The sequence below is a fragment of the Bradyrhizobium sp. SK17 genome, assembly GCF_002831585.1.
Taxonomy (GTDB): Bacteria; Pseudomonadota; Alphaproteobacteria; order Rhizobiales; family Xanthobacteraceae; genus Bradyrhizobium.
Genome location: NZ_CP025113.1, coordinates 7,084,664 through 7,102,980 on the forward strand (window position 1 = coordinate 7,084,664; position 18,317 = coordinate 7,102,980).

General features: G+C 62.6%; 20 protein-coding genes. 6 read left to right on the top strand and 14 right to left on the bottom strand.

Translation table 11 applies throughout. The features are described from left to right. Positions 1-32 precede the first annotated feature (32 nt). Positions 33-1,037, bottom strand: a complete 1,005-nt coding sequence (locus CWS35_RS32915) for a TRAP transporter substrate-binding protein (protein ID WP_024580180.1) — start codon at positions 1,035-1,037, stop codon at positions 33-35. 385 nt (positions 1,038-1,422) lie between these two features. Here CWS35_RS32915 and CWS35_RS39250 point away from each other — a divergent pair, with 385 nt between their 5' ends. Continuing rightward, complete coding sequence (locus tag CWS35_RS39250; RefSeq protein WP_145987250.1) at positions 1,423-1,611, top strand: hypothetical protein; 189 nt, start codon at positions 1,423-1,425, stop codon at positions 1,609-1,611. 485 nt (positions 1,612-2,096) lie between these two features. After that, positions 2,097-2,816 (top strand): PEPxxWA-CTERM sorting domain-containing protein, encoded by a 720-nt coding sequence (locus tag CWS35_RS32920; RefSeq protein WP_157817303.1) that lies wholly within the window; start codon positions 2,097-2,099, stop codon positions 2,814-2,816. 208 nt (positions 2,817-3,024) lie between these two features. On the opposite strand, the gene CWS35_RS32925 is transcribed toward CWS35_RS32920, so the two are convergent. Further along, complete coding sequence (locus tag CWS35_RS32925; RefSeq protein WP_024580178.1) at positions 3,025-4,833, bottom strand: hybrid sensor histidine kinase/response regulator; 1,809 nt, start codon at positions 4,831-4,833, stop codon at positions 3,025-3,027. A gap of 268 nt (positions 4,834-5,101) precedes the next feature. Here CWS35_RS32925 and CWS35_RS32930 point away from each other — a divergent pair, with 268 nt between their 5' ends. The 3 genes from CWS35_RS32930 (at position 5,102) to CWS35_RS32940 (ending at position 6,287) form a co-directional block, all read left to right on the top strand. Then, on the top strand, positions 5,102-5,779 hold the full coding sequence (locus tag CWS35_RS32930; RefSeq protein WP_024580177.1) for a response regulator transcription factor: 678 nt from the start codon (positions 5,102-5,104) through the stop codon (positions 5,777-5,779). Positions 5,780-5,892: 113 nt separating this feature from the next. Next, positions 5,893-6,087, top strand: coding sequence for a hypothetical protein (locus CWS35_RS32935; protein WP_024580176.1), 195 nt, complete (start codon positions 5,893-5,895; stop codon positions 6,085-6,087). Beyond that, on the top strand, positions 6,084-6,287 hold the full coding sequence (locus tag CWS35_RS32940; protein ID WP_024580175.1) for a hypothetical protein: 204 nt from the start codon (positions 6,084-6,086) through the stop codon (positions 6,285-6,287). Before CWS35_RS32935 ends, CWS35_RS32940 begins: the two co-directional genes overlap by 4 nt. 8 nt (positions 6,288-6,295) lie before the next feature. Here the strand turns inward: CWS35_RS32940 and CWS35_RS39255 are convergent, their stop codons facing one another. The 12 genes from CWS35_RS39255 to CWS35_RS32995 form a co-directional block, all read right to left on the bottom strand. Continuing rightward, positions 6,296-6,502, bottom strand: a complete 207-nt coding sequence (locus CWS35_RS39255; protein ID WP_145987251.1) for a hypothetical protein — start codon at positions 6,500-6,502, stop codon at positions 6,296-6,298. A gap of 118 nt (positions 6,503-6,620) precedes the next feature. Then, on the bottom strand, positions 6,621-8,180 hold the full coding sequence (locus CWS35_RS32945; protein ID WP_024580174.1) for a 2-isopropylmalate synthase: 1,560 nt from the start codon (positions 8,178-8,180) through the stop codon (positions 6,621-6,623). Positions 8,181-8,620: 440 nt separating this feature from the next. Further along, on the bottom strand, positions 8,621-9,412 hold the full coding sequence (locus CWS35_RS32950; RefSeq protein WP_100955437.1) for a type II CAAX endopeptidase family protein: 792 nt from the start codon (positions 9,410-9,412) through the stop codon (positions 8,621-8,623). Between the two features lie 80 nt (positions 9,413-9,492). Beyond that, positions 9,493-10,422, bottom strand: coding sequence for a polyphosphate kinase 2 family protein (locus tag CWS35_RS32955; RefSeq protein ID WP_100955438.1), 930 nt, complete (start codon positions 10,420-10,422; stop codon positions 9,493-9,495). Then, on the bottom strand, positions 10,388-11,398 hold the full coding sequence (locus CWS35_RS32960) for a branched-chain amino acid ABC transporter permease (protein WP_100955439.1): 1,011 nt from the start codon (positions 11,396-11,398) through the stop codon (positions 10,388-10,390). Before CWS35_RS32960 ends, CWS35_RS32955 begins: the two co-directional genes overlap by 35 nt. Next, positions 11,395-12,276 (bottom strand): branched-chain amino acid ABC transporter permease, encoded by an 882-nt coding sequence (locus CWS35_RS32965; protein WP_024580170.1) that lies wholly within the window; start codon positions 12,274-12,276, stop codon positions 11,395-11,397. Before CWS35_RS32965 ends, CWS35_RS32960 begins: the two co-directional genes overlap by 4 nt. Positions 12,277-12,465: 189 nt before the next feature. Continuing rightward, entirely contained in the window at positions 12,466-13,170 is a 705-nt protein-coding gene (locus CWS35_RS32970) for an ABC transporter ATP-binding protein (RefSeq protein WP_024580169.1), read from the bottom strand. Positions 13,171-13,175: 5 nt separating this feature from the next. Continuing rightward, complete coding sequence (locus CWS35_RS32975; protein ID WP_100955440.1) at positions 13,176-13,949, bottom strand: ABC transporter ATP-binding protein; 774 nt, start codon at positions 13,947-13,949, stop codon at positions 13,176-13,178. Positions 13,950-14,148: 199 nt separating this feature from the next. Next, on the bottom strand, positions 14,149-15,018 hold the full coding sequence (locus tag CWS35_RS32980) for a dienelactone hydrolase family protein (protein ID WP_157817305.1): 870 nt from the start codon (positions 15,016-15,018) through the stop codon (positions 14,149-14,151). Between the two features lie 69 nt (positions 15,019-15,087). Further along, positions 15,088-15,828, bottom strand: a complete 741-nt coding sequence (locus CWS35_RS32985; protein WP_100955442.1) for a substrate-binding domain-containing protein — start codon at positions 15,826-15,828, stop codon at positions 15,088-15,090. A 13-nt stretch (positions 15,829-15,841) separates the two neighbouring features. After that, complete coding sequence (locus CWS35_RS32990; protein ID WP_024580166.1) at positions 15,842-16,543, bottom strand: hypothetical protein; 702 nt, start codon at positions 16,541-16,543, stop codon at positions 15,842-15,844. A 58-nt stretch (positions 16,544-16,601) separates the two neighbouring features. Next, complete coding sequence (locus CWS35_RS32995; protein WP_100955443.1) at positions 16,602-17,627, bottom strand: ABC transporter substrate-binding protein; 1,026 nt, start codon at positions 17,625-17,627, stop codon at positions 16,602-16,604. 157 nt (positions 17,628-17,784) lie between these two features. On the opposite strand from CWS35_RS32995, the gene CWS35_RS33000 reads away from it, so the two are divergent. Next, the gene (locus CWS35_RS33000; RefSeq protein WP_024580164.1) at positions 17,785-18,234 is read left to right on the top strand and encodes a cupin domain-containing protein; all 450 of its coding nucleotides are present in this window, start codon (positions 17,785-17,787) and stop codon (positions 18,232-18,234) included. The last annotated feature ends 83 nt before the right edge of the window (positions 18,235-18,317 follow it).

Below are 18,317 nucleotides of genomic sequence, written 5' to 3' on the forward strand. Positions count from 1 at the left end.
GGCGTTCGTTGTGATTGCGGTTTGGATCCGCCCTAGTTCATCGGGCTACGGCCCGTTTCCTTGAGGAATTCGTCGATCAGCGGCTGGCCGACGCGTGAGGCAACGTCCTTGTAGACCGGCATCATCGCCTTGCGCATCGCCTCGTCCTGCTCCGGCGTCAGGCTGATGATCTCGGTCTTGCCGGCCTTCTTGATCTCGGCAAGCGCGTCGTCGTTCTCCTTGGCCGACTGGTTGTTGCCGAACTCGGTGGCTTCCTTCATCGCCTTGGAGAGCTCGTCGCGGATGTCGCCCGGCAGGCCGTCCCAGAACTTCTTGTTCACGATCACGACATAGCCGATGTAGCCGTGATTGGTGACGGTGGCGTATTTCTGCACCTCGTGCATTTTCTGGGTGTAGATGTTCGACCAGGTGTTCTCCTGGCCGTCGACCACGCCGGTCTGCAACGCCTGGTAGACATCCGAGAACGCCATCACCTGCGGGATCGCGCCGAGCGCGCGGAACTGGGCCTCCAGCACCTTCGAGGACTGGATGCGGAATTTCAGGCCCTTGTAGTCTGACGGCGCGATCAGCTTCTTGTTGGCGCTCATCTGCTTGAAGCCGTTGTCCCAATAGGCCAGACCGGTCATGCCCTTGGAATCCAGCAGCTTGAGCAGCTTGGCGCCGAGCGGGCCATCGGTCACCTTGCGCAGCGACTTCAGGTCGGGAAGGATGTAGGGCAGATCGAAGACCTCGAATTCCCTGATCCCGATCGGGCCGAACTTCGAATTCGACGGCGCCAGCATCTGCACCGCGCCGAGTTGCAGCGCCTCGAGCTCTTCCTTGTCCTTGTAGAGCGTCGAGTTCGGATAGACTTCGACCTTCACCTTGCCATTGGTGTACTTCTCGGCCAGTTCCTTGAACTTGTCGGCCGCCTTGCCCTTCGGCGTATCCGAGGCCACCACGTGGCTGAACTTGATGACGATCGGCGACTGTGCCGCAGCCGGCCCGACCAAGGCCAAAGCCGCGATCGACGCCGCGGCCAAAATGAATTTACGCATGTTTCCTCCCGCGTAATTGCGGGGCACGAACACCGGCCCCGAGACATCCGGTCGCACCATTACAGAGAAGCAACGACGATTGCCATTGCCCCTTTAGCAGGGGCTGAATGCGCTATTGCTGCACTGCAAAATCCGATCCGACGGTATCCGCTGCGGCTCTCGCAGCCGTCCGGTGACAGGGTGTGCGCCGGGTTTTCGGTGTCATCACCGGCGCCTGCGGTCGGTTGATCGGCGAGTGAGCCACGGCTCTTGCCACGTCGTCCGGGCGTAGGCCGGGACCCATACGCCGCAGCAGACGTTATCGGCGGGACTCGTCGTTCCGGCATCGCGCACCAATTTTCATTTGGGGTAATGGGTCCCGGCCTGCGCCGGGACGACGGTGAGTATGTTGCGCAGTTTGAGCGTCAAACCACCGCGTTCTCGCGACATGATTTGTCCGAGACGTGCTTGTCGCTGGGACGATCTTCCGGGGTTCCGGGATCCGAACGTCAAGATCACGGCCGGAGCCGTGGCAGCCGTCGTGATGACGGCCATGCTGTTCGTGATCATGTTCGCTTTGATGATCGCCGTTTGACCGCCCGTCCGGCTCCGCTCAGGGCCGCCCTGGCGTTGCTAGCGATGTCCTCCATCCGCACGCCATGCACGCGCCTTGGCCGAGATCGCCGCAGATCCGGGCGCGCTCCCGCTCGAACAAGTTCGGCCATGTCGGGTCATAGCTGGAAATGACAATCGACCCGGCTCCGTATCTCTCCACCTGCGCCCCCCCCTGATCGTCCTTGACTGAACCGTATCACGCGGTGGCGCGTCTCGCAGCGCGCGACGACGGCTCATGCGCCTGCGGCGTCGCTGGCGGGCGGGCAAAGCGACATCCGGCTTTCACCTGATCAGGCAGGGCGGCAAGGCCTTTTCGTTGGATGGTGCGATCGTCGACGACGAGAGTCTCATGCTCTCGGATGGTCGGCTCGGTCATCAGTCCTAGGACGATCTAGGACTGCGGTCCGATTTACTTCGAATCGAAGGAATGCGCATCTCGGGCAATTGCTTAACTGGGAGATGAAAATGAAATCAATAGTTCCCGCTCTGAGCTTGGCCACAACTGTACTTTTGGCACTGGTTGGTTCGGCTCGAGCGAATCAAGTTTCAGTCGATATCAGTGGTGACGTCAACGCCAATGTCGCCACCTATAGCGGCGGCGGAAATTACCCGCAGGGCGGCACGACACTGGCCATCAACGGCATCAACTTCAATTTGGCAAGTTACCCCGGCACGACGAACCTGGGGGCGGTGCAACTCAGCCCGGGGGGAACAACATCGGTGACGTTCGCCGTAGATATCCCCAACGTCGGAACAATCTACACGCTGCTCAACTCGGCCTTCGGTGCATTTGGCGGCGTCGTCGGGACGATCACATTCAATGGTTCAAGCGGGTCCGATGCGTTCAATCTGACGGAAGGAACCAACATCCGGGATCATTACTGTTGCGGCGGTTACAACGGCGTTGCGACCAACCTTTACGGCACCGCCAATTTCAACACTGACCGCCTCGATGCGCAAAGCTTCGATGTTTCCAACCTTGGCACGTTGACGAGCATCGTCTTTTCCGAAAGCAATGGTGGCGCGTACGGGGAGCCATTTCTGTCGGCGATTACGGCCGATACGGCGGTGGCCTCCGCTGTCCCCGAGCCTTCGAGCTGGGCGATGATGCTGCTCGGCTTTGCAGGTATTGGCGTTATGGCCTATCGGCGCAAGCAGAGCGGACGTCGGCTTCACCTCGCCTGACCGGCGATCATCTCATCCGAAAGGCCGCCCTTGGGGGCGGCCTTTGCGCTGGCGACCGCAGCTCGAGTTTGCCGTTCGAACGTCGCACGGCAACGAGGCAATCGCATTTTCGGTTCCGATCGAAATCAGAACCGAAGCTTGTTCGTCGCGATCGATTTCGTCACACCCACAATGATGCTTTGTTCGCGGCCGCTCTTTCTGACCGACCTCACTCCACGGGCAGATACGATGATTTCGTCGACGCAAGAAGATTGCCGATCGCCGCCCGAAGCTTGCTGTTGGATACCGGTTTGTGGAGCAAGAGAAGGCCGCTGGCGGCCGCCTCCTGTAGCCGATCGGGAGCCGTATCTCCCGTGATCAGAACCGCAGGAATGATCTCGTTGTATTCCGATCGAAGCTTCTCGATCGCCTCGATGCCGTTCTCGTAGTTCCGCAGGCGATAATCGCAGATCACAAGATCCGGTTTGATCGGGCAAGCCGCGAGCAGTTGCAAGACCTCGCTGACCGAAGCTGCGGAGACAACCTCGTGTCCCCAGCCCTTTAGCAGCGCGGACATCGCCTCTCGGATCGGAAGTTCGTCGTCGATCACGACCACCAAGGCGCGAGCAAGGGCTCCGCCCGGCTCCTGAAGCGGAACTTCCAGTTCCTCCAGCAGCGTCGCGCTCGCGAGGGGGACGTCGATCCGGAAGCAGGAGCCGCGGCCCGGTTGCGACATCACGGAGAGCCTGCACTCGAGCAAGTCCGTCAGGCGGCGGACGATGGCGAGGCCAAGGCCAAGGCCCTCAGCGCGATCACGTTCTGGATTTTCCAGCTGGTAGAACTCTTCAAATATTCTTTGCTGTTGGTCGATCGGAATGCCCGGGCCGGTGTCCCAAACCTCGACCGACAACAACGAGCCGCGGCGCCGGCAACCCACCACGACACGACCGCAATCGGTGTAGCGTACGGCATTGGCGATCAGGTTGCGCATGATCCGATCACCGAAGAGAACAGGATCGGTGAAGACGCTGGCGCTGCATGCATGGAGCTTCAGCGCGATATTCTTGGTCGCTGCCAGTTCACGATAGTCGGAGCAGATCCGGCTCAGCAATGGATGGATCGGGAGGTTTTGGCGGCGAACTTCGACGACGCCGGCATCCAGTCTCGAGATCTCGAGCAGTGCGGCGAACAGACGATCAAGGGTGACCGCCGAACTTTCGATCAACGCGACCAGCCGTGTCGCCTCCGCAGGCAGTACGATACCTCGGAGTGCGCCGATCAGCAGCGAGAGGGCGTGCGCGGGCTGGCGCAGATCATGACTCGCGGCAGCCAGGAAACGGGACTTTGCCCGATTGGCTTGATCCGCCAGTTCTTTCTGTTGCCGGAATCGTTCAGCCAGCTCAATCGACCAGACCCGCAGATCGACGGCGGCCTTGAAGTTGCGGTTGACGTTAAGCGCAAGCCCGCCCATCCCAACGATGTAAATCAACATGAAGAAGGCACTGATCTGTTGAATCTGGCTGGTGTCTCCCACCTTCAGCAGCACATAAGGAAACGTGGCCGGGAAGAACAGGGCACAGAACGACGGAAGATAGGAGCTGCGCGCCGGGATCGCACCGGTAGCGACGCCGAACGTCACTGCGAGCACGAGCACCTGAATTTCGAAGAAGCCCGCTGTTGCGAGATGGACAGTGGCCCATCCCCATGTGGAGCCTTCCACGAGGCTGATCGCCGTGAAGCTCCACGCCCAGCGCCGCCAGTTTGCGGCGGACGATGAGTCGCGATGATACATCCACCGGAGAACCAGGTGCGCGACGACGCATGCTGCGATGCATGTAACCCAAGCCAGGCTGGTCGCTGCGTCCGTCACGCCGAGATGGATCAGTGCCGTGACCAGAAGAACGGCCGTTGTTGCCGTAGCCAGCCCGTTGAGAACGACATTCCTGAACAGCGCGGCAACCTGCTCCGTGCGCAGAAGCGAGCGATGTTCGGGCAGAATGAAGGAGACCTCGGCTCCGGCCTGATCCGTCACGTTCATGCTGGCCTGTTCGGCATCTCGTTCAAACTCGTTCGGAACGGTTGCATGCGATATCGCCGCAGCCGAAGCATACCACGTTCTCGACGATAGAGGCCGGGGGCTGGGGCGCATTCGTGCGCCACTCGCAGCCGAACGCCGTGTTTCGCAGAGTGTCGCGGCTGCACGTCGCCAGGACAGCTTCGAGATAGACCTAGGACGTCCTAGGACCTTGTGCCCGCCACGGGCCCCTGCCTTGCCGACCAGACACATCCTGCGCCATAGTCGCGGGATGAAGATACTGGTCGTCGATGATCATCCGGTCATGCTCGAGGGGCTATCCGCGCTGCTGCGCCAGGAAGGACCGCAGACCATCATCGTGCAAGCCAGCAGCGCAACGCAGGCGCTCGCCGCCGTCGAGAGCCACCAAGACCTCGATATCGTCGTGCTGGACCTGATGATGCCAGGGGCAAGTGGATTGTCGACGATCTCTGAGATCGGTCGCGCGCGGCCCGAACTCCCCGTTGTCGTGCTCTCGTCGTCCGAGGATCCCATCGACGTCCGCAACGCCTTGTCTCAAGGTGCGCTTGGCTACGTGCCAAAATCGGCCAGCCGGACCACGCTACTCTCCGCCATTAGCCTCGTGATGAATGGTGAACTCTACATTCCACCGTTGATGCTCAACCAGATCGCGACCGCCAGGCCCGTTGCCGACCGACCGACGCCACGCGCATTGCTGACACCCCGCCAGATCGACGTTCTCCGTCGTATCGGTGAAAGCCTGCCCAACAAGACCATTGCTTATGAAATGGATCTCTCGGAGAAAACCGTCAAGGCGCACATCACTGCGATCTTCAAGGCCCTCAACGTCGTCAATCGCACACAGGCAGCCGCAGCCGGCCGAGACCTTGGCCTGATCCGGCCGACGCGAGAGGCGGACGTGGCGCGGAAGCCGATGGATCGACCGTGAACACAATCGGCACGATCCGAGCCGTGGGAATGACGGCAATCGCTTCGCTCTGCGTCGCGTCCTGCGGGCCGCGGCTCCAGTGTCGGCTGGCATCCGGAGGAGATTGGTTTCCGGTGCCGGTTTTCAGCGAAGTCTCGCAGGCGGCCGCCGCCGTGCACGGTTCGCTCGCATGCGATGTGGTGTATCGCATCGACAAGCGCGACTATGTTCTTGGCGGATGCAATCGTGATCCTGTCGGTCTCTGGCCGAAGCAAGAAGGACGTCTGCACGAGGGAACGGGACGGCGGCAGTTGATCTGCAAGGAATGAAGCCCAACAGCCAGATGATGGTCTCGATCCTTCAGGGAGCTCCCGTTGCGGTGTGGTCTTGGCCGGATACCGAGACACGGCGAGATCACGGCTGGAGCCGTGGTGGCCTCATCATGACAGCCATGCTGTTCGTGATCATATTGGCATTGATGATCGCCGTAGTCGGCGACGAATGCCGCGAACTCGATCTCGGCGAATGATCTACGCGCTACGGAATCTTTGCGCGAAGCACCCGACGCGCGTCTTCAAGTACACGGATGAGGCGATCCAGTTCCTCTGCCCCGAGGAAAACCTCGACATCTCCGTTCTTCCGCAGTGACACAGCGAGCCCCACCGCGTCTCCGCTCACGCGGACAAGTACCACCCCTTCATCGCCGCTGTCCTTGTCGATGAAACTGATTGGCGGAATATTCATGACTCACTCCCGTGGTCCGAGGCGATGAGGATAGAGCGAGTTGCCACCGCGATCTCCGCTCAAACAGAAACGCGGCGCCGAAGCGCCGCGTTTTCAACTCGCCGATCGTGCGCGCTCGTCAGCTCGCGGCCGCCGCAGGGACGTCGCGCTGGCGCTTCATCACGATCTTGTTCAGCGCGCCGAGATAGGCCTTTGCGGACGCGACCAGCGTGTCCGGATCGGCGGCACGCGCGGTCATCGAGCGGCCTTCATGCGCCAGACGCACCGAGACTTCGGCCTGAGCGTCGGTGCCTTCGGTCACCGCGTGGACCTGGTACAGCTCCAGCTTGGCCTCGTGCGGCACCAGGCGCTTGATGCAGTTGAACACGGCGTCTACCGGGCCGTTGCCCTCGGCTTCCTCGATCTTGATCTGGCCGTCGACGTCGAGCTTCATGGTCGCGCGCTGCGGGCCATGGGTACCGGCGATCACGGTCAGCGACGCCAGCTTGATGCGATCGTGGGCGGCCGCCATCTCCTGGTCGACCAGCGCCTCGATGTCCTCGTCGTAGATGTCCTTCTTGCGGTCGGCCAGCGCCTTCATCCGCGTGAACGCATCTTCCAACTGGTTCGGGCCGAGCTTGTAGCCCATCTCCTCCAGCTTGTGCACGAAGGCATGGCGGCCGGAATGCTTGCCCAGCACCAGCGAGGACTGCTTCAGGCCGACCATTTCGGGCTTCATGATCTCGTAGGTCGAGGCGTCCTTCAGCACGCCGTCCTGGTGGATGCCGCTCTCATGGGCGAAGGCGTTGCGGCCGACGATCGCCTTGTTGTACTGCACCGGGAACGAGGTCGCGGCCGACACCACCTTGGAGGCGCGGGTGAGCTGCGTGGTGTCGATCTTGTTCCAGTACGGAAACTTGTCGTTCCGCACGTTGATCGCCATCACGATCTCTTCCAACGCGGCATTGCCGGCGCGCTCGCCGATGCCGTTGACGGTGCATTCGACCTGGCGCGCACCACCCATGATGCCGGCCAGCGAATTGGCGACCGCCATGCCGAGGTCGTTGTGGCAATGCACCGAGAAGATCGCCTTGTCGGAGTTCGGCACGCGCTCGATCAGCGTCTTCATGAAGTGGGTGTATTCCTCCGGCACGGTGTAGCCGACGGTGTCGGGGATGTTCACCGTGGTGGCGCCGGCCTTGATGACGGCCTCGACGATCCGGCACAGATAGTCCATCTCGCTGCGGGTGCCGTCCTCGGCCGACCATTCGACGTCGTCGATCTGGTTGCGGGCGCGGGCGACCATCGCGACCGAGGTCTCGATCACCTGCTCCGGCGTCTTGTTCAGCTTGACCCGCATGTGCAGCGGCGAGGTTGCGATCACGGTGTGGACGCGGCCGCGGCGGGCGAACTTCACGGCCTCGGCGCAGCGGTCGATGTCGGCCGGGTGCGCGCGGGACAGGCCGGCGATGACTGAGTTCTTGGAGCGACGGGCGATCTCGCTGACCGCCTGGAAGTCGCCCTCCGAGGTGATCGGGAAGCCGGCCTCGATGACGTCGACCCCCATATCGTCCAGCAACTCGGCGACTTCGAGCTTCTCCTCGAAGGTCATGGTGGCGCCGGGGCACTGCTCGCCGTCGCGCAGGGTGGTATCGAAAATGATGACGCGGTCCTTCTCGGACTTATCAGGGGTGGCCATGTCAGAAATTCCTTTAAGCTTTGCGCCCGTCATGTTTGCTGCTTGAGCGTTTGGGCGGTTATCAGGGTCCGATGATCTCGTACAAACCCCTGAGTGCCCAGGCGCAAACGCCCAGCCGGCCCTCAGGGGCAGGTAAGAAGCAGGCCGCCAATAAGGAGGGTGGGCCGCGCGGCCGGGATCGTGGCGGTAGCCTGGGCCACCTCCCCCGAAATCCCGTCAATTTGGCCGCGAATCAGCATTGCCAGACCCTTTTGAGCGCTAAAATCCTCGGTCAAAACCATTGACGGTCGGTTGCCGGGACGCGCTATGCGCCGTCGTTCTAGACGATTATGGCAAGCCGCCGCAATGGGTAAAGATGGTCAGGGGGGTTGACCTAACGGCCAGCCGGTGCGCCGAGGCAAAATCGGCTCCCCATGGGGCCGCGGTCCCCGCCGGATCCGTCACTTCGGCCCGGTCAGCAGGATTGTCAGGATGAACAAGATCCAGTCGTTCAGAATATGCGCACCGGTCGATACCCAGATGCTCTTCGTCATGATGTACGGCAACAGCAGGACAAGACGGGTGCTCCCGATGACGGCGAGACACTGCACGACATTCCAGCCATAGGTGGGGAGGTGCGCGCCCGCGAACAGAAGCGCCGCGATCACCCATGCGGCCACGATCGATGCCCGCCGCGAGAGGCGAAGTTTGGCGCAGAACAGCCACAACAGCGCCAGGAACGGCAGGATCGTGAAGACCTCCTCGCCAAACAGCTGCGGGATGGTCTTGAGGAAGAACAGGATCAACCCGGCAAGCGGAAGATTGGCGAGCCCGGCGAGAGCCGCATTGGGATTCGTTCCCGAAAGCGTCGTCAAGGTGAAGCCGATCAGCGCGCCGATCAGCACGTTGAGAACCGCAAATCCCACCATCCAGCCGATGTCCCGGACGCCCACGCGCCGAAACAACGCGGTCCAGTGCCTCGGCACGACGATAGCGAGCGCGATGAGGGGAATGGCAAAGAACAGAACTGCCGGAACGAATTGTCCGAAGCCTTTGGCAAACATCGGGATCGGGGTGACGAGCACAACGAACGCTGCGACCAGCATGACCATGACGAACAGCCATTGCCGGCCCGAGATCGCCGCCGGCCTGCCGTTGTAATAGGGGAAGTCGTCGCCGGGATATTCAAAGCGCTCGAACCGGCTCGGGTCCAACGGGACGAGAGACGCCACAGGTTCTGTCGTGTCGACCATCCTTACGCCTCCTCGCCTTGCAGCCTTTCGAAGCCAACCGGGCGAGGCCTGCGTCACGCCTGCCGACGTGTCGGCTGCGCCTATTTCCGGCCGCCCTTGTCGGCCCCCTGCTCCGCCTCCAGCGCCTCGCGGATGCGCTTGAACTCGCTCAACTCGGCCTTGTCGACTTCGGGAAATTTCAGCTCCAGCCTGTCCAGCGCACTCACGATGGTCGAGCCGATCACGGCGCGCGCGAACCATTTGTGGTCGGCCGGCACGATGTGCCAGGGCGCCTCCCTGGTCGCGGTATGGTGGATCATGTCCTGATAGGCGGCCTGGTACTTGGCCCACAGCGCGCGCTCGGAAATGTCGGCCATCGAGAACTTCCAGTTCTTGGCCGGCTCCTCCAGCCGGTCGAGAAAGCGCCGGCGCTGCTCATCCTTGGAGACATGCAGGAAGAACTTCAGGATCACGGTGCCGTTGCGCGACAGATAGCGCTCGATCGCGGCAATGTCCTCGAAGCGTTCGCGCCAGATGTTCTTGGTCACCAGCTTCTTCGGCAGCTTCTGCTTGGCAAGCACCTCGGGGTGCACGCGCACGATCAGGCACTCCTCGTAATAGGAGCGGTTGAAGATGCCGATGCGGCCGCGCTCCGGCAGCGCGATCATGGCGCGCCACATGTAGTCGTGGTCGAGTTCCCGGGTCGACGGCTGCTTGAAGGAGGAGACCTCGCAACCCTGCGGATTGACGCCCTCGAACACGCTCTTGATCGCCGAATCCTTGCCGGCGGCATCCATGCCCTGAAAGATCAGGAGCAGCGACCAGCGGTCCTGGGCGTAGAGCTTCTCCTGGAAATCGTTGAGCCGCTTGCGGTTGGCCTCGATGATCTTGCCGCCGGCGTCCTTGTCGATGCCGCCCTTCTCGGCGGTCGGGTACGACTTCAGGCGAAACTCGCTGCTGCCGTCGAAGCGGAACGGTACGACGAAGGGTTTCAGTTCATCGGCGAGCGATTGGGACGGTTTGCTGCTCATGGCCTCTCGACGGCTTGCGTGGCGATTTGATCCGGTCGATCACGCTACCAAGAATGCCCTTGGGCAGGAAGATGATGAACAGCACCAACAGCACGCCATAGACCAGATTATCCCAGCCGACCGCCTTGGTGCCGAACCAGATCCGCAGCACCTCCGCCATCACGATGGTGATGACGGCGCCGACAGTCGGGCCGAGCGCGACATAGACGCCGCCGACGATCGCCGCGAACACCATTTGCAGGGAGACTGCGATGCCGCTCACGGTATCCGGCGAGATGAACATCTGGTACTGGCAATACAGCGCGCCCGCGAGCGCGGTCATCAGCGCGCTGATCAGCGTGACCTTGAGCTTCTCGACGGTGACGTTGACGCCGGCGGCGGCGGCCGCGTCCTCGTCCTCCGAGATCGCCTCCATGGCGTGGCGGATCATGCTGCGGTCGATCGCGCGCCAGATCACGAGGCCCAGGACCCAGACCGCGAGCGCGATCAGGTACCAGGTGGTCTTGTCGTCGAATTGCAGCGCCAGCAGGCCCTTGCCGCTCGGCGCGCGCTGCGGCGTGTAGCCGAGCGAACCGCCGGTATAGTCGCGGGTCGCGGTGATGACTTGCAGCACGATGCCCGACAGCGCCAGGGTCACCAGCACGAAATAATGCCCGGTGATGCGGAAACGGAAGCAGGGATAGGCGACGATCAGCGCCAGCACGCCGGCGGTTGCCATGCTCACGGGAATGCCGATCCAGGGCGAGACGCCGAGATGATTCCACAACAGCGCGGTGACATAGGCGCCGATGCCCATGAAGCCGCCATGGCCAAGCGACACCAGCCCGAAGCGGCCCATGATCGACCACGAAGTATAGGCGAACGACCAGATCAGGATCAGCACCAGGAGGTGCAGATGATAGGGATCGCGATGCACGAAAGGCAGCGCGACAAGCACCACCAGCGCGATGATCCAGCCGGCAAGCCCTCTGTTCACGAGCGCCTCGACAGCAGGCCGGCGGGCCGGATGAACATCATCACGATGAAGAAGGCGAAGGCCAGCACGTAACCCCATTCGAGATCGGAGAACAGGCCGCCGAGCGAGATGATCTCGGCGAACACGAAGGCGGCGACGAAACCGCCGATGAAATTGCCAAGGCCGCCGAGCACGCAGATCAGGAAGGTGATCGGCCCGAACGACAGGCCGACGAACGGATGCACGTCATATTGCAGCACCAGCAGGCAGGCAGCGAGGCCGGCCAGCCCGCCGCCGATCGCCGAGGTGATCAGGTAGATGCGTTTGGGATCGACGCCCATCAACGGCATGATCTGGCGGTCCTGCGCGATGGCGCGGATCGCGGTGCCGGTGAAGGTGCGGGTCAGGAACAGATAGACCCCGATCATGCCGGCGAGCGCCGCACCGAACGACAAGAGGCGCGCATAGCTGAAATTCATCTCGCCGAGCGAGAGCACCGGCAGGCGGATGCCGAGATTCTTGAAGTCGATGCCGAAGGCAACGGTGGCAAAGCTTTGCAGGATGAACAGCACGCCGCCGGTGGCGAGCAGCTGGTTGATCGGCGGCGCGGTCAGGAGCGGCGCGATGACCAGGAAATGCAGCAGAGCGCCGAGCAGCGCCACCAGCAGGATGACCAGCGGCGCGGCGGCCCAGTACGGCAGATGAAACACCTGCACGAGATAGTACATGCCGTACATCCCGATCATCACCAACTCGGCGTAGCAGATCCAGGTGACGTCGATGACGCCGAAGATCAGATTGAGCCCGAGTGCCAAGAGCGCCAGCACGCCGCCGAGCAGAATGCCGTTGATGACGGCCTCCAGCAGGTAGATGTCGAAGATGTCGAGGAAGGATTGCATGGCTGCTGCCTTAGAGCGTCGTCGTCTAGGTGAACAGGCAAAACCGTCATCCTGAGGAGCCGCGAAGCGGCGTCTCGAAGGATGCGCGGCCCCGCTGGTGGCCGTACATCCTTCGAGGCTCGCTACGCTCGCACCTCAGGATGACGGGGAAGTGTGTGAACGCGCTTGCTCGACTCACAGTCATCATCCTCATACCCCCAGATACGCCTGCTTGACGGTATCGCTGGCCGCGAGTTCCGCCGCGGACCCTGCGGCACGGATGCTGCCGGCTTCCAGCAGATAGGCGCGGTCGACCACGCGCAGCACCTGCTGCACGTTCTGCTCGACGATCAGCACCGTGAGCCCTGAGGCACGGATGCGCTTGACCAGTTCGAACACCTGCTGCACCACGACCGGCGCGAGCCCGGCCGAGGGCTCGTCGAGCAGCAGCAGTTTCGGGTTCGACATCAGCGCGCGGCCGATCGCGCACATCTGCTGCTCGCCGCCCGACATGGTGCCGGCCATCTGCTGAAGGCGCTCCTTGAGCCGCGGGAACAGCTCGAACACGAAGTCGAGCCGCTCGGCGTAATGCGCGCGGGCGCCCGGCATGTAGGCACCCATCTTCAGATTGTCCGCCACGGTGAGCCGCGGAAACAGCCGGCGGTTTTCCGGCACATGTGCAATGCCGAGGCTGACGATGCGATGCGCTGGCGTCGCGACCACGTCGCTGCCCTGCATGGTGATGGTGCCGCTGGTCGGGCGGATCAGGCCCGAGATCACCCGCATCAGCGTGGTCTTGCCGGCACCGTTCGGGCCGATCACGCCGATCGCCTCGCCCGCTCTGACGTCGAGGCTGACGTCGAACAGCGCCTGGAAGCTGCCATAACCCGCATCGATCGATCGCAGCTCCAGCATGCCGGTCACGCTCCGATCCGACGGCGTGCTTGGGCGGCGGCCGCGGCCGCCAGGCTCGCGTCGGCATCGGTGCCGAGATAGACCTCGATCACCCTCGCATCACCGGCGATATCGGCCGGCAGGCCCTCGGCGATCTTCTCGCCATGATCGAGCACCATGACGCGGTCGACCACGCGCATCAGGACGCCCATGATGTGCTCGACCCAGATGATGGTGATGCCGAGCTCGTCGCGGATCCGGCGCAGCATGTCGGCGGCCTGATCCATCTCGGCCTCGTCGAGCCCGCCGAGACTTTCATCCGCGAGCAGCAGTTTTGGCCCGGTAGCGAGCGCCTTGGCCAGCTCGAGCTTCTTCAGCCCGGCGGCGCCGAGGCCCTCGACGCTGCTGTGCCGATCGGTCGGCAGGCCGACCATCGCAAGCGCGCGCTCGGCCGCCGCCTCCGCCTTGCTGCGGCTGTGGCGGCCCTGGCCGTAGAAGCCGGCAAGCACGACATTCTCGAAGATGCTGAGGCGGTGAAACGGCCGCGGGATCTGGAAGGTACGGCCGATGCCGCCGACGATGATGCGGTGCGGCGCCAGTCCCGCGATCTCGCGGCCATCGAACAGGATCGAGCCCGAGGTCGGCGATAACGTGCCCGACAGCATGTTGAAGATCGTGCTTTTGCCCGAGCCGTTCGGGCCGATCAGGCCGAGGATCTCGCCCTGCTCGACGCGGAACGACACGTTGTTGACGGCGCGAAAGCCGCCAAACCGCTTGACCAGGCCTTCGACGGCGAGCACGGCGGGCTCCGCAGCGCGATCGATCGGCGTCTATCGGCGATGCCGGCGAGCGGCAGCAAGCCGGCGCGCAGCCTTGGTGACCCGCATGAATCCCTCCCGGAGATTGTGCACTGCGTTTCTTGTTCTCGTGCCGCCTATCACAGGGGGAGCGAACGATGATGTCAAGCGCGATGGCTGCGTCGGCGCGGCGCAGGCACACCTATTGGTCATCGCGCAGGTTCTCTTTCAAGAACTCGCGAAGAGCTTCTGCTGCCTGCTCTGCTGCCCCCGCATTGTATTCGATCCAATGCCCAAACGCCATTCGACCCGGATACATCGTGGGACGGTCAAAGCCATGAACGGCGTTCGGAAAGCTCATCAGCCTGACCGCACGAGCAGTTGCAGGCCGTAGATTCATCATCGAACGACAGACCGACTGCTTTGACCAATCGTCGTCCTCTCCGTTCAGAATCAATAACGGCTTTGCCGTATCCAGGCTTGACCCGTAACACGGATAAAATGCGACCCCGGCCCTGAAGTCCAGTGTCGGTGGAACTTCAAAGATTTGAGTATCTCTCTTTCTGATAGCGGCAATCGTCGCAACGCCACCAGCAGAGAAGCCCACCAGCGCGACGCGCCGCGCGTCCACGTCTGACTGCGTGCTCAAGAAGATCAACGCGCCGAAGGCGTCTTGCATGCGATAGGACCTCGTGTCTGTATCACACGTCTCCTTGAGGCCCCTTGTCACAAAGCTATCGACGATCAGAACAACGTATCCCCACGACGTGAGCAGATCAGGCCAGAAGTTGCGTCCGAGCCGAGGATCGAACAGGGATCCAAGTCCGGCACAGCCATGCAGAAGTATCACAGCAGGAAATGGCCCCGCCCCATCTGGCTTTTGGAGGTAGCCCTGCACGCGCGCTGGAGCCGGTGGAAACAACGGTACGCTATCCTTCACTGCTTGACCTGCCTTTAACCCGGCGCTCAGGTACCGCGCCCCCTCAAACTGGACGGATACAGCGCCAATTGCCGAGCTGATGGCGCTCCAGCAGATAGCGAGGCTGATGATCGACGTGCGCAGCAGATGCATCGATGTCCCCGACGTGAACTCCGCATTGCGGTCCTGCGGGCCGAAAGCATATCGAGTCACGGCCATTGGCTAAGTGGACAGGCGCTGCTCATCCGGGGGCCGCCCCATGCCTGCCTGCTTGATCGCCTCAAGTAATCGATCGTTGTCCGAGGATAGAAAATCGATCAGACGCCTGGCGGTCTCAGGCACCTTCGTATCGCAGACGAGCGCGGCCGTGAAGGTTTGGACAAGCTGCAAATTCTTGGGGAGCAGGCCAACCAGTTCGATGCCGGGTTCGTGAACCAGTTCACTGATCGGCCCGATCGCCAAATTCGCCCCGCCTGCTCGCAGCGCTGCGGCCGATTCGGTTCCACGCGCTTCAAGCGTGAGTTCGACCGCGTCCGGCAGATCGAGATTCGGGAAAATCTTGTCGCGGACATACTGTCCGCTTGTGCTGCTTGGCACGACCACTCGGCCAGCTTCAATCACTGCCTTTCTGAATGCTGCATCATTGCCGATGTCCGGCCTGGGAGAGCCTGCACGGACGGCGGCAGCCAGGGCGGACGTCGCCAGCCCGGTTTCGGAGCCCGCAAGAATTCGCCCATCCAGGATCAGCTTTTGCAAGCCCTCGCGCGAAAGGATGACAACGTCCGCTTTGATGCCATTCGCAAGCTGGTGCCTGATTGTCTTCGGGCCGGTGCCTTCCGACGCTCCGGACCCGGTTTCCACCTTGATGTGCGAGCGTCGCTCGAATTCAGGCAAGACTTCCCGGTAGACCGCTGCAAAGCCGCCCGAAATGATGACCTTGATTGTTTCGGGTGTGTCGATCATTGCGAGTTCCTGCTCAGTCCGGCAACTGCGTCTCGATGAACGCGGTCACGAACCGCGGCATCGCGGCAGTGAGATCGGCGCGGCTGCGGACCAGGTGGATGCCGGCGAGTTCCGGATGTTCCTGGCGCGCGAGGTTGGCCTCGATCCGCGCGCGCAACGCATCGCCGGACATGTCGACGCGCAGGATCTGCATCATCGCCAATGCCACGCCGGTGTAGATGCAGTGCCAGTCGGCGTCGGCGCGGCAATCCGACGGCGCCAGGCCGGTTTCCTCCTCCAGCTCGCGCATCACGCTGCCGGCGATGTCGACCGTCTCGCCCCTGATGTCGTCGAGGTCGGGCGTGCCGGAGGGAAAATAGATGCGCCCGGCATTGGCGGTCTGCTCGCCCATCACGCCGCACACGAAGGCACCGTCGCTTGCGAGCAGCGCGCCCATGCCAAAGCCGTTGAAGACCTCCTTGTCGGGAAAGCCCCAGTCGCGCCAGGCCAGGAAGCTCGCGAAATCGGTCTCGAAATAGCTGGCGCTGAGCCGGTCGCCGGCAAACACCGGATCGCGCCCAAGCAGGACGCGGCCATTCCAGAGATGCGGCTTCAGCCGCTGCTGCTCGGCGAAATGCGCATCGATCTCGGCGCGCCGCGCGTCGGCGAACGGCCAGGGTCGCCGCACCAATGCGAGGTCGAGCGCGGTGACGCGACGAATGAGTGGAGACTCCATGGCGCTCATTTTGGCATGATCTCTTCGCAAACCGCCGCACACTCTTGCGGATCGTGCCTTACTTGGCGCTTCCGGTCGTCTTCCTGACCTGATCGACGAACTTGTTGGTGTAGGTCTTGGTGACGTCGATGCCGGCCTTAGCGACCTCAGGCGAACCTTCGCTGAACACCGCGAGCACGGCTTCGGCGCCCTTCGGGTCCATCTTGCCGGTTTCCGAGAACATCGGGATCGTGTTCTTCAGCGCGGCGAGATAGAGCTCCTTGTTCTTGCCGACGATCTCCTCCGGCATCTTGGCCATGATGTCTTCGGCGGAGTGCGAATGGATCCAGGCCAAAGTCGCCATGATCGCATTGGTCAGCGCCTGCACTTCCTTCTCGTGGCCGTTGACCCAGGCCGCGGTCGAATACAGCGCGCCACCGGGATATTCGCCGCCGAACACCGCAAGCGTGTCGTGCTGGGTGCGGGTGTCGCTGAGGATCTTGAGGTCCTTGTGGCTGCCTTGCAGCACGGTGACGGAGGGATCGAGCATCACGGCAGCATCGATCTGGCCCTGCTCCATCGCCGCCACCGCGGTGGCGCCGAGGCCGACGCCGATCACGGCGGTGCCCGACGGATCGAGCCCGTTCTTCTTCAGCAGATATTTCAGGAAGAAGTCGGTCGAGGAGCCCGGCGCGCTGACGCCGATCTTCTTGCCGGCGAGATCCTTGATCGAATTGATCTCGCCGGTGTGCTTCGGCGAGACCACCAGCACGAGGCCGGGATAGCGGTCGTACACGACGAAGGCCTGAAGCTCCTGCTTCTTGGCGGCGAGATTGACGCAATGGTCGAAATAACCGGAGACGACGTCGGCGCTGCCGCCGAGCACGGCCTTGAGCGCGTCCGAACCGCCCTTGAGGTCGACCAGCTCGACCGCGAGCCCGGCCTTGTCATACTCGCCGAGCTGCTTGGCCAGCACGGTGGGCAAATAGCACAGGCAGGCGCCGCCCCCGACCGCGATGGTGATCTTGCTTTGCGCCGCGGCAAGGCCCGTGGACAGGGTCAGCGCCAGCAGCGTTCCGGCAAGCTTGCCAAGCAGGTTCTTCATGACGTCCTCCGTTCGATTGGCCGGCAAGATAGAGGAGCAGGCGCGCCTTGAGAAGGCGACTTTCCGATAGCTGGTCAAGCCCGCGGCGACGGCATAGCATCGCCGAACACAAGACAACACCAAGAATACTTCAAACGAAACACCAAGGGAGGCCTTCATGAATCGGACCGCTACCGCCCTATCGATTGCCGCGGCGTTCGCCGCCGGCTGCGGCGTCACCCATCTGCTGCGACCGGCGCTCGCCGCGGAAACCATCACCGCGCAAGTCATCCACACCGGCGAGATGGACGGCGACAAGCTCGGCGACGCCAACAAGGCAGGCTTCCGTTCCAAGACGTTCGTTTCCGCCGACGGCGCCACCGTCTCGATCCAGGACGGCAACGTGCCGAAGCACATGCATCCGAACACCAACGAGATGCAGTTCATCCTGGAAGGCACCGGCACCGTCTGGCTCGGCGACAAGGAAGTGCCGGTGAAGCCGGGCGACCTGATCGTGATCCCGAAGGGCACGCCGCATGGCGGCACCAAGCCGAACGGTCGCCCGTTCAAGGCAATCGCGATCAAGACGCCGCCGCAGGCGCCTGACGATACCAAGCTGCTGGATTGATCGAGCCGTCCAGCCGTCATTGCGAGGAGCGAAGCGACGAAGCAATCCATCGGTCGGCATATGCCGGGAGACGGCATCGCTCG